The following is a 19,581-nucleotide window of genomic DNA, read 5'->3' as shown; positions in this document are numbered from 1 at the left end:
AATTGTCAGGCGAAGTTACTTCGCAGGTTCGGTCTTGTTCAGAACTTGAGCAATGGTTGACTTGACCACGCGAACCTTGACGCCCTCGGCGATCTCGACCTCGATCTCGTTTTCGCCTTCCTTGACCTTCGACACTTTGCCGATCAGACCGCCTTGGGTAACAACTTGATCACCACGGCGCACCGCTTCGACCATGGCCTGATGTTCTTTCATCTTTTTTTGCTGCGGACGGATCAGCAGAAAATACATGATCGCGAAGATCAGGATCAGCGGGAGAAACTGGGCGATTGCGCCACCTTCCATGGGATATTCCTTTGCTTTGTGCTGCGGTACCGTTCCGCAAATTTGGCGGGAACCTATGCGCTGATATGCCTGTTTGCAAGCAAAGGCGGCGGTGTGACCTACCTGCACTGCCTCTGGCCCCCCAAAGACGGAGCAGAGCGTTGCAGATATGCCCTAGGAACACGAGGCATCTTGGGTATAGTCGGCCCTAGGGGGGCGTGATGAGATTTCTCTACAAATACTTGCAGCGACTGAAGCTTTTGCTATCCACGCTGCTGCTGATCACCATTCTATCCACCGCAGGACAGGCTCAGGATACACCCGCTGAGCCATCCGAGGCTGACGCGGCTGGCTCTGAAGTGTTCAAAGCGCCGGTCATTATCGATGGTGATCCGCTCTTCTTCCTGCGTGGTTCGTCTGCTCTGCCCGCCAATGAACGGGCTGAGCGGGTCCAGAACAGGATCATTGAAATCGCTGAATCATCAGAAAGCCTGAATGTCGAGATCACCTATCGGGACAGCGAGCTCGGAACGGAGATTCTTGCAGATGGTGTTGTTGTGTCCGTGGCAACCGAGGCGGATGCCGAACTGGACCAGATGGAGATCGATATTATCAGCGTGTTGCAGGGAGATGCGATCCGCGAAGCCATCGTCACCTACCGTGCCAACCGCAGTGATCAGGCGCGCGTTTCCGGCGCTATCGAGGCCGCTGGCTGGACCTTTGGGTTTGTGGTCTTCATCGTGCTGATCCTTTGGCTGCACCGACGGATCAAGCGGCGCACGCTGGAAATCGTTCAAGGCTATTTGAAAGACGTTGAAACCGTGACGGCCAAAAGCGTCCAGGCCGAAGCGATTGCCGCCCTGATCCGCTATGGGCTGAACTTTATCCTGCTGATCCTCTTCTTTTTGGGTTTCTACTACTACCTGTCCTTCGTGCTGCTGTCGTTCGCCGAAACACGGTATTTTGCCCAGTTGCTGCTGACCTACCTGACCGAACCGGTCTTGCTGATCTTCCGAGGCATAATCAGCTATATCCCCAACCTGATCATGCTGGCGCTGATCACATGGATCACGCTGTATATCATCCGGGGAATGCGGGTGTTTTTCGACGCGGTCGAGGCCGGATCTTTTGAGATGCGGGATTTCGAAAGGCACTGGATCAATCCAACCTTCAACATCGCCCGGGTCGTCGTCGTTCTAATCGCCCTTGTATTTGCGGTGCCTTACATTCCGGGCTCGGATTCGGCAGCCTTTCAGGGGCTGACCATTCTTGTGGGGGCCATGCTGTCGTTAGGCGCGAACTCGGTTGTGTCCAACATGCTGGCTGGCTTGTTTGTGATCTATCGCCGATCAACCTCGATTGGGGATCGCATTCAGATCGGTGATCACATCGGTGACGTGGTGCAGATCAAGCTGATGGAAACCCATCTGAAATCCATCAAGAACGAGTTGATCTCAATCCCAAATTCCCAGTTGATGAATTCAGACGTTGTGAATTTCTCGAAGAAAACCGATGGCAGCGGCTTGTTGCTGCACACAACGGTTGGCATCGGTTACGAAGAGCCACCCGAAAAGATCGAGGCGATGCTGATCGAGGCCGCGCATCGCACCAAGAGCATCAAGACCAAACCAGAACCCTTCGTTTTGTGGACTGCGTTGGCTGACTACGCGATCAACTATCAGATCAATGGATATACCACGCGAGGCAGCATCATTCCCAAGATCAAATCTGATCTGCACCGTAACATCGTGGCCGTGTTCAACGAGAACAACGTCCAGATCATGACGCCGTCTTACATCGCCGATCCGCCAGAGCCCAAAATTCCGACTGAAGGTTGGGACGGCCATCTGGCGCATGAAGATGATGGGGATGAAAAGGCCTAGGCGGAAATCGCTTAACCGGTGCTACACCCTTGCAGCCATATAGTGCATAAGCGGCTTTAGTGATTCACGCATTAAGGATCTGAACTATGCACGACATCCGCGCCATACGCGAAAACCCTGCCGCCTTTGACGCCGCCCTTGCGCGCCGTGGGGACGCGCCGGTGTCGTCAGATTTGTTGCGGCTGGATGAAAGCCGCCGCGCCAAGATTCTGGCCGCAGAGACGGCGCAGGCCGAACAGAACAAGGCCAGCAAAGAGGTCGGCGCCGCCAAGGGCCGTGGGGATGAGGCTGAATTCGAACGCCTGCGCGCGCTTGTGGCGCAGAAAAAGGCCGAAATCGCCCAGATGCAGAACGAGGCCAAGGACCTTGATGCGCTGCTGACCGACCAACTGGCGCGCATCGCCAACCTGCCCGCGGACGACGTACCCCAGGGTGCGGATGAAGAGGACAATGTCGAAGTGAACCGCTGGGGAAATCCCCGCAACTTCGATTTTGACCCGAAGGAGCATTACGACATCCCCGCCGTTGCCGCAGCGATGGATTTTGAAACCGCCGCCAAGACCAGCGGCAGCCGGTTTGTGAACCTGTCCAAAGGCGTGGCACGCATACACCGAGCACTGGCCCAGTTTATGCTGGACACCCATATCGACAAGAATGGTCTGACCGAAATGCAAACGCCCGTTCTGGTTCGGGATGAGGCGATGTACGGCACCGACAAGCTGCCGAAATTCGGCGATGACAGCTATAAAACCACCAATGGCTGGTGGCTGATCCCCACCTCCGAAGTAACGCTGACCTATTCGGTAGCGGGTAACATTCTGGACGAATCCGCCCTGCCTATCCGCATGACCGCGCACACCGCCTGTTTCCGGTCCGAGGCCGGCAGCGCTGGCAAGGACACCGCCGGTATGCTGCGTCAGCACCAGTTCGAAAAGGTCGAAATGGTCTCGATCACGCATCCGGACAAATCGGATGAGGAACAAAAGCGCATGCTGCGCTGTGCCGAGGACCTGCTGGAACAGCTGGGCATCCCCTACCGCACCGTCGTTTTATGCACTGGCGACATGGGCTTTGGCGCGCGCCGCACCTTTGATATCGAAGCCTGGTTGCCGGGTCAGAACACCTATCGCGAAATCAGCTCGGTCTCGACCACCGGTAATTTTCAGGCCCGCCGCATGAACGCGCGATTTCGTCCCGAAGGCGGCGGCAAGCCGGAATATGTGCACAGCCTGAATGGCTCGGGTCTGGCCGTAGGTCGCTGCCTGATCGCCGTACTTGAAAACGGTCAGAACGAAGATGGTACCGTGACTCTGCCCGAGGTACTGAGCCCCTATCTGGGCGGTAAGCTGACGCTTCAAACAGACGGTACACTAACATAAGAAAAACCGGCGCTTCGATCAGCGCCGGCTTTTAAGACAATGGGGCGAAGATAGGTTACTTCTTCGCCTTTTTCTTATCTTTTTTCTTTTCTTTCTTCTTGCTGTCTTTCTTGCCAGCGTCTTTCTTTTTATCGTCCTTTTTGGACTTCTTGTCCTTTTTAGACTTGGCCTTCACCTTGTCCTTGGCTTTCGAAAACGCGGCCTCCATCTCGGCGCGCTTCTTGGCAGCCTTCTCTGCCTTTGCTTTGGCTTTGGCTTTCTTCTTGGCCTTCGCCTCGGCAGCTTCAGCAGCGGCTTTTTCCTCGGCGGCTTTCTTCGCGGCTTCTTCCGCACGTTTTTCAGCTGCGGCGGCAGCAACGGTTTTGCGCGTAGTAGTTTTTTGGGCCGCGGGTTTGCGAGCCGCCGGTTTGCGTGTCGCAGCCCGCCGCGTTGCCGGGGCGCGCTTCGCGGTGGCGGGTTTCGCAGCGATTGCTTCTTTGGCAGCAGCGATCAGAACAGCGGCGCGCGCCAAACCAATTCTAGGGACCTTGACCAGATCTTCGGGCTTGGCCTTTGCCATGGCTTCGGCAGTCTTATAGCCATTGGCGGCCAAAGCTGTGGAGAGCACGTCTCCCACACCTTTTACGTTGGTCACTGCGGTCATTATCGGTCCTTTCTCTCATTCCCTGCATCTACGTATATACACCGGATATACAAACCTTCAAGTCACGACGGTCACTTGCTGCGAACTTAACTGCTATGGGCCAGATTGGCCGTGCGCCCCTTCTTCGGAAAAGGCACCAGACGCTTTGCATCTTCGTCCCAAAGTTTGAGGTTCAGCGCCGCCACAGCCTCGGGGAATTTGATCCGGCGCGGGGTGTATTCAGGCGGCAGGTTATAGTGGCATGCACGCAGCCTGTAAGACGGGATGCGGGCATTGAAATGGTGGATATCGTGCAGGGTGATACAGGCCACCGCATTATCGAACCACCATCCAAAGTCCAAAGCCGAAGATCCCTGTAGCGCTGCGATTTTAGGATCGAGATCAGGCCGCCTGTCCCAATAGGTGTCTTCAAAGTTGTGCTGAAGATAGACAAGGAACACACCCAGCATTCCGCCGATAAACGAAAACACAAGCCAGACCAGAATGCCCGTTGTCCCCGCGATCAGCCAGAGCAGCCCCAGAAACACGATGATCGACAGGTTGTGCAAAAGAACACCGGCAACGCCGAACCGGACCGTGTTCTTGGGCCAGCGATAGCGGATGAAATAGGTGAACAACGCCCCGACGGGCACAAGGATGAACGGGTTGCGATACAGGCGATAAAACAGGCGTTTCTTCCAGTCTGCTTCAGACCATTCCCGCAGGGTCATAGTGTGGATTTCACCGGTTTCACGGTGTTCCAGATTGCCGATCCCCGAATGATGAAGATTGTGGTTCTGCTTCATCACCTCGAACGGCGCGAAGGTAAACGGCGACAACCCATGCCCCGCCCATTCATTCTGTTGCCGCGTCTCAAACAGCGAATGGTGCCCGCAGTCATGTTGTAACACATAAAGACGTACGGCTGAAAAAGCAAAAACGATGCCAGCCGGAACCATGATATACCAGCGATCCACAAACGCGATCGCCAGAGCCAGCGATGCAAAATACACCGCAAAAGTTCCGAAATAGCTTAGCGCTGCCAGCCTGTTATCCTGAACTGCGTATTGTCTTGTATATTCCCTAAGATCCATCCAATGCGCTCCCCACGAGGCCTGGTTAATTTGAACCAAAAATAAGCGCGGATTGCCCGCGCACAAGCCGCGCGCATGAAAACATATGCACGCAGACGAATGCTAGCGCGGGGAAAAGGCGCTGTCACGCCCCAAGGCTAAAAACGCTGAAAATTGGCGCAGTTACGCCTTACCCTTGAGATGCTTGGCCAAAGCACCGGCATTTTTCTTGCGCCGTCCCTTATACGGGTTCTTGTCGCCTTGCCCCCGCAGGGTCAGGCGGATCGGCGTGCCGGGCATGTCAAAATCTTCGCGCAAACCATTCACCAGATAGCGAGTGTAGCTGGCGGGCATCTTGTCGGGATGTGAACACATCACCACAAACCCCGGCGGGCGGGTTTTGGCCTGGGTCATGTAGCGCAGTTTGATTCGACGCCCTTGGGGTGCTGGCGGCGGGTGCTGTTCCAGCATTGCGGTCAGCCAGCGGTTAAGCGCAGCCGTGGGCACGCGGCGATTCCAGACGTCATGCGCACGTAGTATCGCAGCACGCAAGCGTTCGAGCCCGCGACCCGTCTTCGCCGATACAGTGATCAGAGGTGCACCGCGCAGTTGCGGTAGCAAACGCTCAAATGACTCCTTAAGGTCACGCAGTTTTTCCTGCTTGTCCTCTTCGATATCCCATTTGTTGACGGCAACCACCACGGCGCGCCCTTCACGCTCAGCCAGGTCAGCGATGCGCAGGTCCTGCTGCTCGAAGGGGATCGCCGCATCCAGAAGGACGACCACAACTTCGGCAAACTTCACAGCGCGCAGACCATCTGACACCGAGAGTTTTTCAAGCTTTTCCTGAACCTTGGCCTTTTTGCGCATCCCCGCCGTGTCGAAAATCCGCATAGGGGTGCTGTCGCCATCGGGATCGGCCCAGTCGATCCGCAAGCTGATCGCGTCGCGGGTAATCCCGGCTTCTGGGCCGGTTAATAGACGATCTTCACCGATGATTTTATTGATCAGTGTGGATTTACCAGCATTCGGGCGACCTACGACGGCAACCTGCAAGGGCTTCGCTGCCGTAATCAGAGGAGTTTCGCCCTCGCCATCCTCATCAAGTTCAATATCGACGACGGGCGTGTCGTCCTCGGCCTTTTCCTCAGCCGCATCTGCGAGCGGCATCAGTTGAGCATAGAGGTCCGTCATCCCCTCGCCATGCTCTCCTGATAAGCGCACTGGCTCACCCAGGCCCAGATTGTAGGCCTCAAGCACACCGGCATCTGCCGCCGAACCTTCGGCCTTGTTGGCAGCCAAAATCACGTGTTTCGAGCGTTTGCGCAGGATCTCCGCAAACATTTCATCCGTTGGGGTTAGCCCGGTACGCGCGTCTATCATGAACAGGCACACATCGGCCATATCCACCGCACGTTCGGTCAGGCGGCGCATCCTGCCCTGAAGGCTGTCATCGGTCGCATCCTCAAGACCCGCCGTGTCGATAACCGTGAACCGCAGATCGCCCAGCCGCCCTTCGCCTTCGCGCAGGTCGCGCGTCACACCGGGCTGGTCATCGACCAAGGCCAGACGTTTGCCCACAAGGCGATTGAACAGGGTGGATTTGCCCACATTTGGGCGCCCCACGATGGCGAGGGTCAATGACATGTTCTCAACTTTCAAGACTCAAGATGCGCCCTTTAGCGTATCTTTGGGTCAACGAAAAGCGTGTAGATCACCCTTGGTCGAGACAACGTACAATGTCTGGTTGGCCACAACAGGCGTTGTTGTTGCGCCGCCCGGCACCTCGACCTGATTGATCAGCGATCCGTCAACTGGATTGAAGAAGCGCAGATAGCCATCATTGGACGCCACCACAAGACGCCCACCCGCCAAAATCGGGCCATAATGGGCCACAATCGGCCCGCGCCGTCCTGGGCGGTCTTTCACAAAACCCGGAAGATCCTGCGCCCAGATGACGGACCCGTCAGCAGCACTCAGGCGTACCAGCTGGCTGCGATCACTGATCAGGAAAACGCTGTTACCTGCAGGCCAAACCGTATCGACCGCGCCTTCATCTGCGGTCCAATTTCGCTCACCCGATGCAGCGTCAAACGCAACGGTGCGGCCCGAGTGGTTTCCGATGTAGATCGTATCGCCGACCACCATGGGGGAACCCGTGACATCCACGATCTGAGCGGCGGCCCGCCCCCGACGCCCACCAGCGACCGAGGCGTTCCAACGACGGATGCCACCACGACGGAAGGTGGCAGCGATGTCCCCCGATCCGAACGCAAATACCGAGAGGTCCGAGGCAATGACCGGCGCAGGCGCACCCAGAACATTGCCGACGCTCGGGGTACCTTCGATCTGCCAAGCGATGCGCCCATCCTTGGTCGTGATGGCCCAGCCGGTTTCGTCGCCCGCGACCAGATACAAAAGCCCATCTGAAACCAAGGGCGAACCACTGCCTGTTGCGTTCAGGCGATTCTGCCAGCGAACGGCACCACTTTTGGCGTCCAACGCGGTCAGACGGCCAAAACCGGATGACACATAAAGAACCCCATCCGCGTAGGCCATGCCACCACCTGTGGCATCACCGTCTTTGTCCGTGGCAGGGATAAGGTCCGCAGTCCATGCCACCTGCCCCTGAGGCGTCACCGCCGAAACGGTGCTGGCCGCGTCCAGCGTATAGATCAGTCCACCGGCGACAACGGGCTCGGCAGTGATGCGCTGCTTGCGCGAGTCGCCTGCACCGATCGAAGCCGACCACACCCGCTGCGGCGCAGCCCGCAACGCGGCATGGGTTGTTCTGAAGGCAGGCGTACCGGGGCTTTGTGACCAGCTGCTGTTCGCAGTTTGCGCCGGCAGGCTGATGGGCTGCGACCCTTGCGTTTCCACAGTCTCGGTATCGGATGCGGGCCGGATGTCTTCGCGTGCGCCGGGAAGTATAACCTCGGGCTCTTGGCAGGCAGCCAACGTGGTCAGGGCAATCGCCGCAGCGGGCAGCCCCATGCGGGAGAATACATTTGTTACCATATCAATCCGAACTCGCCTGTCCTTTGTCTTCCCGTCAGCTTAGCCTTGTTGTGCCACTAACGGGTCCGGCTCGCCACCCAAAGCGGTGATCAGTTGCGCGGCACGCTGCTGCATATCGATCCCGATCTCGGCATCTTGTCGCAGCGCTTGCAGACGATCCAGGGCCGCATCCACATTGCCTTCGGAAATGTCGATGAGCGCCAATTGTTCTTCCGCCAGCAGACGCAGCGGTGCACCAGGAGCGGCCAGCGCCTCAAACTGCAAGCGCCGATCTGCAACTGGCATCGTATCTGTCTGCAGCAAAAGCGCTTTGAAGCTTGCAATCGCGCGATAGATTTCCGGCAGATCCCCCTGCACTGCGATTGCATTTAGGCTGGCTACTGCATCCGACTCCGAACCGGCTTCTATCTGCGACGCGGACAGCAACATATTTAGAACCGCCTCGCCACCCGCAGATGGTGTTTCAATGCCTTGCAAACCAGTAGCCCGCGCGGCGGAATCATTCTCGGACAATGCCGCGAGAATCTCGTCACCCAGCGACTGTGCCCGTGCTGTTTCGCGCGCTTTGCGGACCTCATTGAAGGCCGCGCCACCTACGATCAGGATGACCGCAACAACACCAACCCAGCCCCAGCGGCGCAACAGCAGGTACATCCGGTCGCGCCGGACTTCTTCTGTGACCTCATCGATGAAACTGTCGGTATCGCTCATCCCTGCCCCCGGGCTGTTCTGTCTTGCATTCGTGCGCCATGTCATACCCCGCCGCCACGGCCAAGCCAAGAGCCGGATTTCGCACGATCTTGATGCCAGAGTCCGCCCTTGCGAAAAAAAGTGAACCGAACTATTCAGTTCAGCGTAGAAAATCCACATGCCGAACCCCATCTACAGGCATGAATGTCAGATATTTTCTGATACGGAACTCTGGGAGTACCACTTTATGCGGTTGATTTCATTCATCAACGCCCTTCTGGTGATTGTTGCTTTGTATTTTCTGGTTTTTGAGCGCGACTCGCTATTTGCATTTGCCGGGCGCGACGACGCGGATGCGCCTGCCGCCGCTGAGGGTGAAAACCCGGACGCCGCAGCCGAAGACGCGGTGCGCGTGGTGGCTATTCGCTCACAAGCGCGCGAGATCGACAGCGCCGTTCTGTTGCGCGGTGAAACACAAGCAAACCGTCAGGTTGAAGTGCTGGCCGAAACCACATCAACCGTTGTGTCAGAACCCAAGCGGCGCGGCGCCTTTGTCGAAAGCGGCGATCTGCTGTGCGAACTTGATCCCGGCAGCCGTCCCGCCAGCCTCGCCGAGGCGATGGCCCGGAAGCTGGAAGCGGAAAGCCGTATCCCTGAATCCGAAGCGCGCCTGGAAGAAGCGCACGCCCTTGTTGCTGAGGCACAGATCAATCTGACGGCGGCTCAGAAGTTGTCAGAAACCGGGTTCGGATCAGAGACCCGTCGTATTTCCAGCGAAGCTGCGATGAGTACCGCCGAAGCCGGTATCAAATCCGCCGAAGCGGGGTTAGAAGCCACCCGCGCGGGTATCGAGGCAGCCGCGGCAGAGGTCGAAGCCGCTCAGCGTGAGATCAACCGCCTGACCATAAACGCCCCGTTCCGAGGTCTGCTGGAAAGCGACACGGCAGAATTGGGCAGCTTGATGCAGCCTGGCTCTCTTTGTGCCACGGTAATTCAGCTGGACCCGATCAAGTTGGTTGGATTTGTACCCGAGACCGAGGTCAATCGCGTACAAGTCGGTGCTGAAGCATCTGCACAATTGGTCACGGGTCGACAGGTTGAAGGCCGCGTGACATTCCTCAGCCGTTCAGCGGATGAAACCACCCGTACCTTCGAGGTGGAAATCACCGTGCCCAATGCGGACCTAACCATCCGCGATGGACAAACCGCCACGATTCGCATTGCTGCCGAAGGGGCCAAGGCACATTTGCTGCCTCAGTCAGCATTGACGCTGAACAACGAGGGTCAATTGGGCGTTCGGACGGTTGGAGCGGGGAATATTGTCGATTTTGCACCCATCCGCGTGCTGCGCGACACGGCCGAGGGCGTTTGGATTGGCGGATTGGCAGAAACAGTTGATATTATAGTCGTCGGACAGGAATTCGTGATCCGGGGCGTCACTGTCGCCCCAACCTATCAGGAAGCGTCGCAATGACAGGTGTTGTCGCATGGGCCGCTGATCGGGCCCGAATGGTTCTGGCCTTTATCGCCATTTCGCTGGTCATTGGCGGCTTTGCCTATGTGAATCTGCCGAAAGAAGGCGAGCCGGATATTGAAATCCCGGCCCTGTTTGTGTCGGTCCAGTTTCCGGGCATTTCCGCCGAGGATTCCGAGAACCTTTTGGTCAAGCCAATGGAGACGGAACTCGCTGATCTTGACGGTCTGAAAGAAATGACCGCCACGGCTGCCGAAGACTATGCCGGTATCGCGCTCGAATTTGATTTCGGATGGGACAAGACCGCGATCATGGCAGATGTACGCGATGCCATGAACAGTGCGCAGGCCGAGTTCCCGGAAGGGGCCGAACAATACTCGCTGTTCGAGATAAACTTTTCCGAATTCCCGATCGTGATCGTCAACCTGACCGGCGCTGTGCCGGAACGCACGATGGCGCGCGTCGCCAAAGACCTGCAGGACGAGCTGGAGGCACTGGATTCAGTGCTCGAGGCCGGGATCGCCGGCAATCGGGACGAGCTGCTGGAAGTCATCATCGATCCGTTAAGGCTTGAAGCCTATAACGTCACCGCAGCTGAGTTGATTGATGTTGTTCGCAACAACAACCAACTGATCGCAGCCGGTGAAGTTGATACTGCACAGGGCACATTCTCAGTCAAAATCCCATCATCATTTAAAACCCCAAGCGACGTGTATGGCCTTCCGATCAAGGTCAATGGCGACCGGGTTGTAACCTTGGGCGAGTTGGCCGAGATCAATTACACCTTTGAAGATCGCGAAGGCACGGCCCGTTTCGACAATGTACCAACCGTCGCTTTGCAGGTAGTGAAACGCAAAGGGTTCAACCTGATCGACACGGTTGAGCAGGTCAAAGCAACAGTGGCCGAAGCGCAAAGCAAGTGGCCGCCTGAACTGCAGGCGGCTGTCGATGTGGGCACGTCAAATGATCAGAGCCGCATAGTCGGTTCGATGGTCAGCCAGTTGGAAGGCTCGGTTCTGACGGCGATTGCGTTGGTGATGATCGTTGTTCTAGCTTCGCTAGGTTCGCGCGCAGCTTTGCTGGTGGGCTTCGCGATCCCTACGTCGTTCCTGCTGTGTTTCGCTTTCCTTGCGGTCATGGGCGTGAGTATTTCGAACATCGTGATGTTCGGTTTGATCCTGGCCGTGGGCATGCTGGTGGACGGCGCAATCGTGGTTGTCGAATTCGCAGACAAGCGCATCAAAGAAGGGGTTGGGCCGATGCATGCCTATGTGCAGGCTGCGCAGCGCATGTTCTGGCCTATCGTCTCGTCAACCGCCACCACACTTTGCGCATTCCTGCCAATGCTGTTCTGGCCCGGCATTCCGGGTGAGTTCATGGGGATGCTTCCGGTTACCCTGATCTTTGTTCTGTCCGCTTCGCTCATCGTTGCGCTGATCTACCTGCCGGTCATGGGCGGCGTGTCCGGACGGCTGAGCCGTGTCTTCGACCGTTCGTCGAACTGGTTGCGCGCACGCACTCCATGGTGGTTGCGTGCCGTATTGGTGGCACCGTCGTTCTACCTTGTTTTCCTGGGTGCGATGCAGGTCCTGAATCCGGGATATTTGCTACCGGTTGGTGGATCATTTGCGGGCGCTGTGCTGATGATCTTCGGCGCATTTGCCGGGTCGGTAACCCTGGGCGCCGCCAAAATCGAACGCGCGCCAGATACCACCGTTCATACAGCGAAAGAGCACACGCCTTTCGGATATGCGATCAAGTTTCTGGTCGGCAATCCAATCATGCCAATCGTTTCAATCGTCGCAGTGGGGTTTGCCGTTATTTCGGTTGTTACATATTTCGGGGAAAACAATCGCGGAGTTGAGTTTTTCGTCGAAAGCGAGCCGGAACAGGCCACCGCCTATGTGCGCGCCCGCGGGAACCTGTCGCTTGATGAAAAAGACGCCATGGTGCTGGCAGCAGAACAGGTTATTGCCGCGCATCCAGCGGTTATCAATGTGTTCTCATTTGCGGGCGAAGGCGGTCTGAATCAGAACAATGGAGGGGCCGAAGCCCCGGCAGACACGGTTGGTCGTGTCCAGTTCGAGATCATCCCATGGGAAGATCGCCCCAATGTACACGAACCCATTCTGGGTGGCTTGTTTGATCGCCATTCCGTCGCCCCCGAGTATGACGGCGACTTTGTCCTGGAAGAGCTGGGGGCTCAACTGGCCGAACTGCCGGGGTTTGTTGTCGAAATAGCGGCGCTAGAACAAGGGCCCGCCTCGGCCAAGCCCGTGCATCTGCGGATCAAGGGTGACAATTGGGACAGCTTGACCGCAGCCACCGACGCCGCACGCGCGCAGTTCGATACGACACCCGGCCTGATCAAGGTTGAAGACACCCTGCCCCTGCCCGGCATCGACTGGCAGATTGATGTGGACGTTGCCAAAGCGGGCCGTTTCGGCGCCGATGTGGCGACCGTTGGTGCGATGGTTCAACTGGTCACACGTGGCATTCTGCTGGGAGAGATGCGCCCTGATAGCACGGATGAAGAAATCGAAATTCGCGTTCGCCTGCCCGAGGAAGATCGGGTGCTGTCAACGCTGGATACCTTGAAAGTCCGCACACCTGACGGGTTGGTGCCCTTGTCGAACTTTGTCACACGCCAACCGGTGCCCAAACTGGCCGAGATCAACCGCATTGATCAGGAGCGCTACTACGATGTAAAAGCGGATGTTGAACCGGGCCTGAGCAAGCTGTTTGTGAACGGCAGTGACGGCACCGAAGAGCGTCTGGCCGTGGTCCGCGCGCTTGAGGACGGCACAGAGCCCACCGCATCAACCCTGACCATGCCGGATGGCAAGCAGTTCGATCTGGTGATGCTGACGGGTGCAGCTTCGATTGACGAGCTGCGCACAGCCATCGACGATGGTGATGCGCGGACCAGCCTGATCAACCCGAACGAGCGGATCGCTGTTCTGACCGAGTGGCTGGACACCAGCCCCTTCGACCCCGCGATCAGCTGGGAATGGACCGGCGATCAGGAGGATCAGGCCGAGTCCGGGGCCTTCCTGATGAATGCCTTTGCCGGTGCGTTGGGCTTGATGTTCGTGATCCTGCTGGCGCAGTTCAACAGCTTCTACAACTCGATCCTGGTTCTACTGGCCGTGGTCCTGTCCACCACCGGGGTGTTGATCGGGATGCTGGTGATGGAGCAACCCTTCTCGATCATCATGACCGGCACCGGGATCGTGGCGCTGGCGGGGATTGTGGTGAACAACAACATTGTTCTGATCGATACCTATCAGGAATACAGCCGTTATATGCCGCGTATTGATGCGATTGTCCGCACAGCCGAAGCCCGGATTCGCCCGGTTCTGCTGACCACCCTGACCACCATGGCGGGCCTGACACCGATGATGTTTGGCCTGTCTTTGGACTTCATCAATGGCGGCTACACGATCGACAGCCCGACAGCCTTGTGGTGGAAGCAGCTGGCAACTGCCGTGGTGTTCGGGTTGGGCATCGCAACGGTTCTGACGTTGATTGTCACGCCCTCAATGCTGGCGCTACGCGTTTGGGTGACAACCTACGCGATCTGGTTCGGCAGGGTGCTGGCACGCGTCACCGCCGGCCGCTCTAGCCAGATCGCGCAGGATATGGCCATCGGGCGCAGCGCGCGCGCCATGCAGGCGACCGAGCTGGTCTGGACAGATCCCCCCGCAGCGGCGGACAAAACGCCCGACGCACCACCCGGTGCACCCTTGAAAGCTGCGGAGTAAATCAAAAGGGCCGGATCACCCGGCCCTTTTTTTGTTGCGTCGAATAGTGGCTGAACAAAGATCAGATCAAGCAACCTGAGTATCTGATTGCTGGCGGCTCCAAAGCTGCGCATAACGCCCCTCATGCGTCAACAATGCATCATGGGTGCCTTGTTCGATAATCTCGCCGCTTTCCAGAACTACGATCTGATCCGCCTCGGCAATCGTGCTGAGCCTATGGGCAATCGTAATAACTGTGCGCCCCTCACCCGCGCGGGCCAAGGCATCTTTGATCTCTTGCTCGGTGTCGGTATCCAGCGCCGAGGTCGCCTCGTCCAGCAGCAGAATGGGTGGGTTCTTAAGCAGCGTCCGGGCGATGCCAACGCGCTGCTTCTCACCGCCTGACAGTTTCAACCCGCGCTCGCCAACCTTGGTATCGTACCCCTCAGGCAGAGAGGTGATGAACTCGTGTATCTGCGCTGCGCGTGCGGCCTCTTCTACATCCGACTGCGTCGCGCCATCCCGACCATAAGCGATGTTGTAACGGATGGTGTCATTGAACAGGACAGTATCCTGCGGCACCACACCGATAGAGGCATGCAGGCTGTCCTGCGTCACATCACGCACATCCTGGCCATCAATCTTCAGCGATCCGCCGGTGACGTCGTAAAAGCGAAACAGCAAACGCCCGATGGTCGACTTACCTGATCCGGTCGCGCCAACGATGGCCACTGTCTGTCCGGCGGGGACGGTCAAGGACACACCTTTGAGGATTTCGCGCTCGGCCTCATAGCCGAAACGCACATCCTGCAAGGTAACCTCACCCCCGTTGACCTGAAGGTCGGGCGCCGCGGGCTTGTCTTCAACCTCGGCAGGCTGTTCCAACAGATCAAACATCTGACCCATATCAACTAAGGACTGCCGGATTTCGCGGTACACTGTGCCCAAAAAATTCAGCGGCACGGTGATCTGGATCATGTAGGCATTCACCATCACAAAATCACCCACGGTGAGTAAGCCATTTTGCACCCCGATGGCGGCCAACACCATGACACCGATCAGGCCACAGGTGATCAGGAAGGACTGGCCGAAATTCAGAAATGCCAATGAATAGGCTGTTTTCAAAGCCGCCCCAGCATAGGCTTTCATCGAGACATCGTATCGTTCTGCCTCACGCGTTTCGGCATTGAAGTACTTGACGGTTTCGAAGTTCAACAGGCTGTCGATGGCGCGCTGGTTCGCTTCGGTATCCTGATCGTTCATTTCGCGCCGCAGTTTCACGCGCCATTCGGTAACCGCAAAGGTGAACCAGATATATAGCGTGATCGTCGCCGCCACGACGACCAGATACCAAACGTCAAACAGCCACATCAGGATGATGGCGATCAGCAACAGTTCCAAGATCAGCGGTCCGATTGAGAACAGCAAGAACCGCAGCAGAAAGTCGACCCCTTTGACGCCACGCTCGATAATCCGGCTAAGCCCACCGGTACGGCGAGAGACGTGATACCGCATCGAAAGCTGATGGATATGCTGGAAGGTCTCTAGCGCCAGCGCGCGCAGGGCCCTCTGACCCACTGGTGCAAAGGCTGCATCCCGTAGCTGCTGAAACCCCACTGTCATCATCCGCGCGACACCATAAGCGACGGTCAAACCGACTGCGCCCAGCGCCACGGCCGGCACCCCTTCGCCGGCCAATACATCGACCGCCCCTTTGTACAGGATTGGCGTATAGACCGCGATCAGCTTGGCAAGCACCAGCATGGCCATCGCAATCACCACCCGGCGTTTCACCCAAGGCTCATCCTCGGGCCACAAATACGGCGTCACCTTGCGGATCGTTCGCCAGCCCGAGCGGCGTTCGTCGATCTCGGCCAATTCGTCAGAAGTCATCGGGACCGTCCGTCTCATCACGTGCCTTATCTGCGGTCAGAGATATCGTCTGGCCCTCAAAGGGCCAGAAGTTTTTATTCGGGGATCGTGAAAATCTGCCCCGGATAGATCAGATCAGGATCACGGATCAGATCGCGGTTGGCATCGAACAGGCGCACGTAAAGGACGCCATCGCCAAAACGTTCACGCGAAATCGCCCACAAGGTATCCCCTTTTTGCACCGTGACCTGGCGTATAGGGGGTGTTTCAGCGGCGGCGTCCGCGGTTGACGCGGTGTCTGCCGCTTGCAGAACCTCGACAGGCTCACGCTTGAACGGCGTCTCAAGGCGACTGACAACGGTACCATCGGTGCCGACCTCATCAACGCGCAGGGTGTAAACACCGGGTTCAATCCCCTGCAACTCACCTCTCCAATTGCCACCTGTCTCAGGCGTAACATCCGCAACCAGACGGTTGTTCAGATAGAGGCGCACAGCCGAACCTTCGGTGACCCGGCCCGTCAATTGAACATCGCCCGTATCCGAATAGCCGATCGTATCCAGTTCCACTTGCTCGGGCTCTGTCGGCTCCGTCGATGGAGATTGAACCAGTTCGACCCCTTCTTCGCCCGAGCGCAGCACCGCCACTTGCTGATCATCTGATGTGGCTTCAGCCGGTGATGCGCTTTCGGCCGGAGCCTCAGCAACCTCAGTATCCGCAGGCTGTTGGGGCTGTTCCCCAGCGTCTGTGGTGCCAGAGGTGTCAGACGGGGCAGCAGTGTCAGACTCGTTATCCTCGGGTGTTACGGAAGGATCGGCGCTGGCGACCTGCTCTTCTTCAACAGGTTTCGGCAGGGCCGCAATCAGGTAGTCATCGGATTGGGCAGTCACCTCACCATCAGACGTTTCCAACACCAATCCCCGCGCAACCTCACTGAACGGGATCGAAACAAACTCGGCAAACTGTCCGGTATTGTCGACCGTAAAGCTGTGCACAGCTTCGCCATCCAGCAAAACCCGAATCTCACTCCCGGGCGCAGCTTCACCCGACAGCAACGCATTGCCATCTTTTTCGACGAAGATCTGATCCAAAACCGCAGCGGTTATCTGAGGTGCTTCCGTCACCTCCTGAGCGGGTTCATCCGCGTCGGCATCCGCATCGACCTCTGCCACAGTGTCTGGTTCCGCGTCGGCTGGAGCGTCGGTCTCGGTGTCCGCCGCCTGTGCGCTCGGCTCTGATGCTTCGGGCGCAGGCGCAGCTGCAGTTTGTTCCTGAGGCGCATCCGCTTGGTCCGGCGCGCTGTCAAATGCACCAGACAGGTATGCCCCGCCCAAGCCCAACAGAGCGACTATTGCGGCAACGACTCCCCATACGAAGTTGCTCGAACTTCCGTTTCCCGACTTGGCGTCCATTGTTTTCCTTTCACCCCGCAGCACAAACACATGGTTTCTGAATGTGTTCAGGCGGACAGTTGAGCCAATTTATCAATCCCGCTATCACGGGTCAAAACCTCTGACACAACCCCGGAGCGTCAAATTCATGTCTCACAAGTCTGTCTGTGTGTATTGCGGGTCACGCGATGGCGCTAACAAAGCCTATGCCAGCGCGGCCAAATCGCTTGGGACTCTGCTGGCGCGCGAGGGCTGGCGGCTGGTCTATGGCGCGGGTGATGTCGGCCTGATGGGAGAGGTTGCGCGCGCCGCTCAAAACGCGGGCGGAGAGACGTTTGGGGTCATACCCGTGCATCTGGTTCAGCGCGAGGTCGGTAAGACCGACCTGACCCATTTCGTGATCACCGAAACAATGCACGAGCGCAAGAAAGTCATGATCATGAACGCTGACGCGGTGGTTGTTCTGCCCGGTGGCCCCGGATCGCTGGACGAGCTGTTCGAAGCACTCACATGGCGGCAGTTGGGCTTGCACGACAAGCCTATTGTCGTGGTGAATGTAGATGGGTATTGGGACGCTTTAAAAACATTGCTGGATCATGTCGTTGATCAGGGTTTTGCCGAACAGTCGCTTGCTGCGTTTGTCACCTGGGTCGACAGCGCCGATGCAGCAATAGCAGCCTTGCGCACAAATATCTAACCGCGCGCGGTACGGCTGGGCGGCATGTGCCGCCCAAACAGGGTTAAGCTAAACGGTGTGTGGGCTTAAGACGCTGCCTTAAAACCTGTTCGACCTTGTGGAGCGGGTGGTTCGTTAGCGTCTTATCGACCTCAGCCACAACTTTGGCCAGCACCTCACTGTGCAAACGCCGGCGCAGCAATCCCAGAACATGCGGGCTTGCGACCAGAACAAGGCGCTTATAGGCACCCTTCAGCCCCTTGCGGTTCAGCAAAGTTGCCAATTCCTGCACAAACAGAGACTTGGCATGGGCCTTCCAAGACGGATCATTCAAGGCTGACTTCTGGTTCGGTCCGCCATCATTGCGCCGCCCCGCCCGGTCAGAAGGTTGTGCAGCTGGCATGTCTGTTTCTTCGACTGAAACAACAACCAGATTGGGGTCTTCGGCATCAGTTATGTTTTCCATGAACAATGCCTTCTCTCCATCTGCGACAATGACCCAAGTTCCCTGTGAAAGTGCGACCATCGAGATCTCCTGTTATGACGTTTTTAGACGCATCCCTCGTCAATCAGGCGGGGTTGGTTCCCACGTTGCCGGACGCATCCGACGCTTTGCCTGTCTGTTGGTATGTGGTTTGCGGCTCTCCCGGTCCGCTTCACCTTAGGTAAGCATTGAAGGGCCGCATTCAATCCCGTCTCAGCATGAAACTTCGTTTATGAACGGTTGTTCGCAGCAAAAAGGCCTGCCAGCGTCTCCGCCAGCAGGCCCTTATAGACCCGTAGTCGGGTCAGATACTACATGCGCGATGCAACGTTTTCCCAGTTTACCAGATTGTCGAGGAAGTTCGACAGGTAAACCGGACGCTTGTTGCGGAAGTCGATGTAGTAGCTGTGCTCCCACACGTCACAGCCCAGCAGCGCGGTCTGACCAAAGCACAGCGGGTTCACGCCGTTCTCGGTTTTGGTCACGGCCAGCGAGCCGTCTGCGTTTTTCACCAGCCACGCCCAGCCCGAGCCGAACTGACCGGCACCCGCCGCGCTAAACTGCGACTTGAACTCGTCGACCGAGCCAAAGCTCTCGGTCAGTGCTTTTTCCAGCTCACCGGGCATCGCGTTGTCGCCGGGACCCATCATCTCCCAGAACTGGTTGTGGTTCCACAGCTGGCTGATGTTGTTGAAGATACCGTTCTGCGCCACGGCATCGGCGTCATAGGTGCCGACGATGATCTCTTCCAGCGTCTTACCGTCCCACTCAGTGCCCGCGATCAGCTTGTTGCCGTTATCGACATAGGCCTTGTGGTGCAGGTCGTGGTGAAATTCCAGTGTTTCAGCGGACATACCCTTGGCTGCCAGCGCGTCATGTGCATAAGGAAGATCAGGAAGTTCAAAAGCCATGTCGGCCCCCTGTTGAAATGAATGTTGCGGTTTCCAAAGGTTAAATGCTTTGGCAAGCGCCGCAGGTCAAGGGCCGCGACAAT

General features: G+C 57.4%; 15 protein-coding genes. 5 read left to right on the top strand and 10 right to left on the bottom strand.

The features are described 5' to 3' along the window. Nucleotides 1-15: 15 nt before the first annotated feature. Entirely contained in the window at nucleotides 16-303 is a 288-nt protein-coding gene (gene yajC / locus ACR0KG_RS06200; RefSeq protein ID WP_170449793.1) for a preprotein translocase subunit YajC, read from the bottom strand. Nucleotides 304-503: 200 nt separating this feature from the next. Here yajC and ACR0KG_RS06195 point away from each other — a divergent pair, with 200 nt between their 5' ends. Both ACR0KG_RS06195 and serS read left to right on the top strand, forming a co-directional pair. Continuing rightward, nucleotides 504-2,165, top strand: coding sequence for a mechanosensitive ion channel family protein (locus ACR0KG_RS06195; RefSeq protein ID WP_480826775.1), 1,662 nt, complete (start codon nucleotides 504-506; stop codon nucleotides 2,163-2,165). A gap of 86 nt (nucleotides 2,166-2,251) precedes the next feature. Then, entirely contained in the window at nucleotides 2,252-3,544 is a 1,293-nt protein-coding gene (serS, locus tag ACR0KG_RS06190) for a serine--tRNA ligase (protein ID WP_480826774.1), read from the top strand. Nucleotides 3,545-3,599: 55 nt separating this feature from the next. On the opposite strand, the gene ACR0KG_RS06185 is transcribed toward serS, so the two are convergent. The 5 genes from ACR0KG_RS06185 to ACR0KG_RS06165 all read right to left on the bottom strand — a co-directional run bounded on the left by ACR0KG_RS06185 (nucleotide 3,600) and on the right by ACR0KG_RS06165 (nucleotide 8,968). After that, complete coding sequence (locus tag ACR0KG_RS06185) at nucleotides 3,600-4,187, bottom strand: helix-hairpin-helix domain-containing protein (protein WP_480826773.1); 588 nt, start codon at nucleotides 4,185-4,187, stop codon at nucleotides 3,600-3,602. An 86-nt stretch (nucleotides 4,188-4,273) separates the two neighbouring features. Then, nucleotides 4,274-5,260, bottom strand: coding sequence for a fatty acid desaturase (locus ACR0KG_RS06180; RefSeq protein WP_480542338.1), 987 nt, complete (start codon nucleotides 5,258-5,260; stop codon nucleotides 4,274-4,276). Nucleotides 5,261-5,422: 162 nt separating this feature from the next. Further along, nucleotides 5,423-6,886, bottom strand: a complete 1,464-nt coding sequence (gene der, locus ACR0KG_RS06175) for a ribosome biogenesis GTPase Der (protein ID WP_480826772.1) — start codon at nucleotides 6,884-6,886, stop codon at nucleotides 5,423-5,425. Between the two features lie 48 nt (nucleotides 6,887-6,934). Next, nucleotides 6,935-8,257 carry a PQQ-like beta-propeller repeat protein gene (locus ACR0KG_RS06170; RefSeq protein WP_480542334.1) on the bottom strand — a complete coding sequence of 441 codons (1,323 nt, stop codon included), beginning with the start codon at nucleotides 8,255-8,257 and terminating at the stop codon, nucleotides 6,935-6,937. Nucleotides 8,258-8,296: 39 nt separating this feature from the next. Beyond that, nucleotides 8,297-8,968 carry a hypothetical protein gene (locus ACR0KG_RS06165; protein ID WP_480826771.1) on the bottom strand — a complete coding sequence of 224 codons (672 nt, stop codon included), beginning with the start codon at nucleotides 8,966-8,968 and terminating at the stop codon, nucleotides 8,297-8,299. A gap of 226 nt (nucleotides 8,969-9,194) precedes the next feature. Between ACR0KG_RS06165 and ACR0KG_RS06160 the strand changes: the two genes are divergently transcribed. Then, nucleotides 9,195-10,421: an efflux RND transporter periplasmic adaptor subunit gene (locus ACR0KG_RS06160; protein WP_480826770.1), complete on the top strand. Its 1,227-nt coding sequence runs from the start codon at nucleotides 9,195-9,197 to the stop codon at nucleotides 10,419-10,421. Beyond that, on the top strand, nucleotides 10,418-14,185 hold the full coding sequence (locus tag ACR0KG_RS06155) for an efflux RND transporter permease subunit (RefSeq protein WP_480546709.1): 3,768 nt from the start codon (nucleotides 10,418-10,420) through the stop codon (nucleotides 14,183-14,185). The genes ACR0KG_RS06160 and ACR0KG_RS06155 overlap by 4 nt, the downstream gene beginning before the upstream one ends. Nucleotides 14,186-14,251: 66 nt before the next feature. On the opposite strand, the gene ACR0KG_RS06150 is transcribed toward ACR0KG_RS06155, so the two are convergent. Both ACR0KG_RS06150 and ACR0KG_RS06145 read right to left on the bottom strand, forming a co-directional pair. Further along, entirely contained in the window at nucleotides 14,252-16,057 is a 1,806-nt protein-coding gene (locus ACR0KG_RS06150; protein ID WP_480826769.1) for an ABCB family ABC transporter ATP-binding protein/permease, read from the bottom strand. Between the two features lie 74 nt (nucleotides 16,058-16,131). After that, nucleotides 16,132-17,448 carry a LysM peptidoglycan-binding domain-containing protein gene (locus ACR0KG_RS06145; protein WP_480826768.1) on the bottom strand — a complete coding sequence of 439 codons (1,317 nt, stop codon included), beginning with the start codon at nucleotides 17,446-17,448 and terminating at the stop codon, nucleotides 16,132-16,134. Between the two features lie 127 nt (nucleotides 17,449-17,575). On the opposite strand from ACR0KG_RS06145, the gene ACR0KG_RS06140 reads away from it, so the two are divergent. After that, nucleotides 17,576-18,124 carry an LOG family protein gene (locus ACR0KG_RS06140; protein ID WP_480826767.1) on the top strand — a complete coding sequence of 183 codons (549 nt, stop codon included), beginning with the start codon at nucleotides 17,576-17,578 and terminating at the stop codon, nucleotides 18,122-18,124. A gap of 43 nt (nucleotides 18,125-18,167) precedes the next feature. Here the strand turns inward: ACR0KG_RS06140 and ACR0KG_RS06135 are convergent, their stop codons facing one another. Together ACR0KG_RS06135 and ACR0KG_RS06130 are read right to left on the bottom strand one after the other, a co-directional pair. After that, nucleotides 18,168-18,629 carry a baeRF12 domain-containing protein gene (locus ACR0KG_RS06135; protein WP_480542321.1) on the bottom strand — a complete coding sequence of 154 codons (462 nt, stop codon included), beginning with the start codon at nucleotides 18,627-18,629 and terminating at the stop codon, nucleotides 18,168-18,170. A 269-nt stretch (nucleotides 18,630-18,898) separates the two neighbouring features. Beyond that, nucleotides 18,899-19,498 (bottom strand): superoxide dismutase, encoded by a 600-nt coding sequence (locus ACR0KG_RS06130; protein WP_480546699.1) that lies wholly within the window; start codon nucleotides 19,496-19,498, stop codon nucleotides 18,899-18,901. Nucleotides 19,499-19,581: the final 83 nt, after the last annotated feature.

The sequence above is a fragment of the Ruegeria sp. H4 genome (assembly GCF_056533065.1).
The sequence above is the reverse complement of the archived record's forward strand: the minus strand, read 5'-3'. Positions and strand labels throughout refer to the sequence as shown.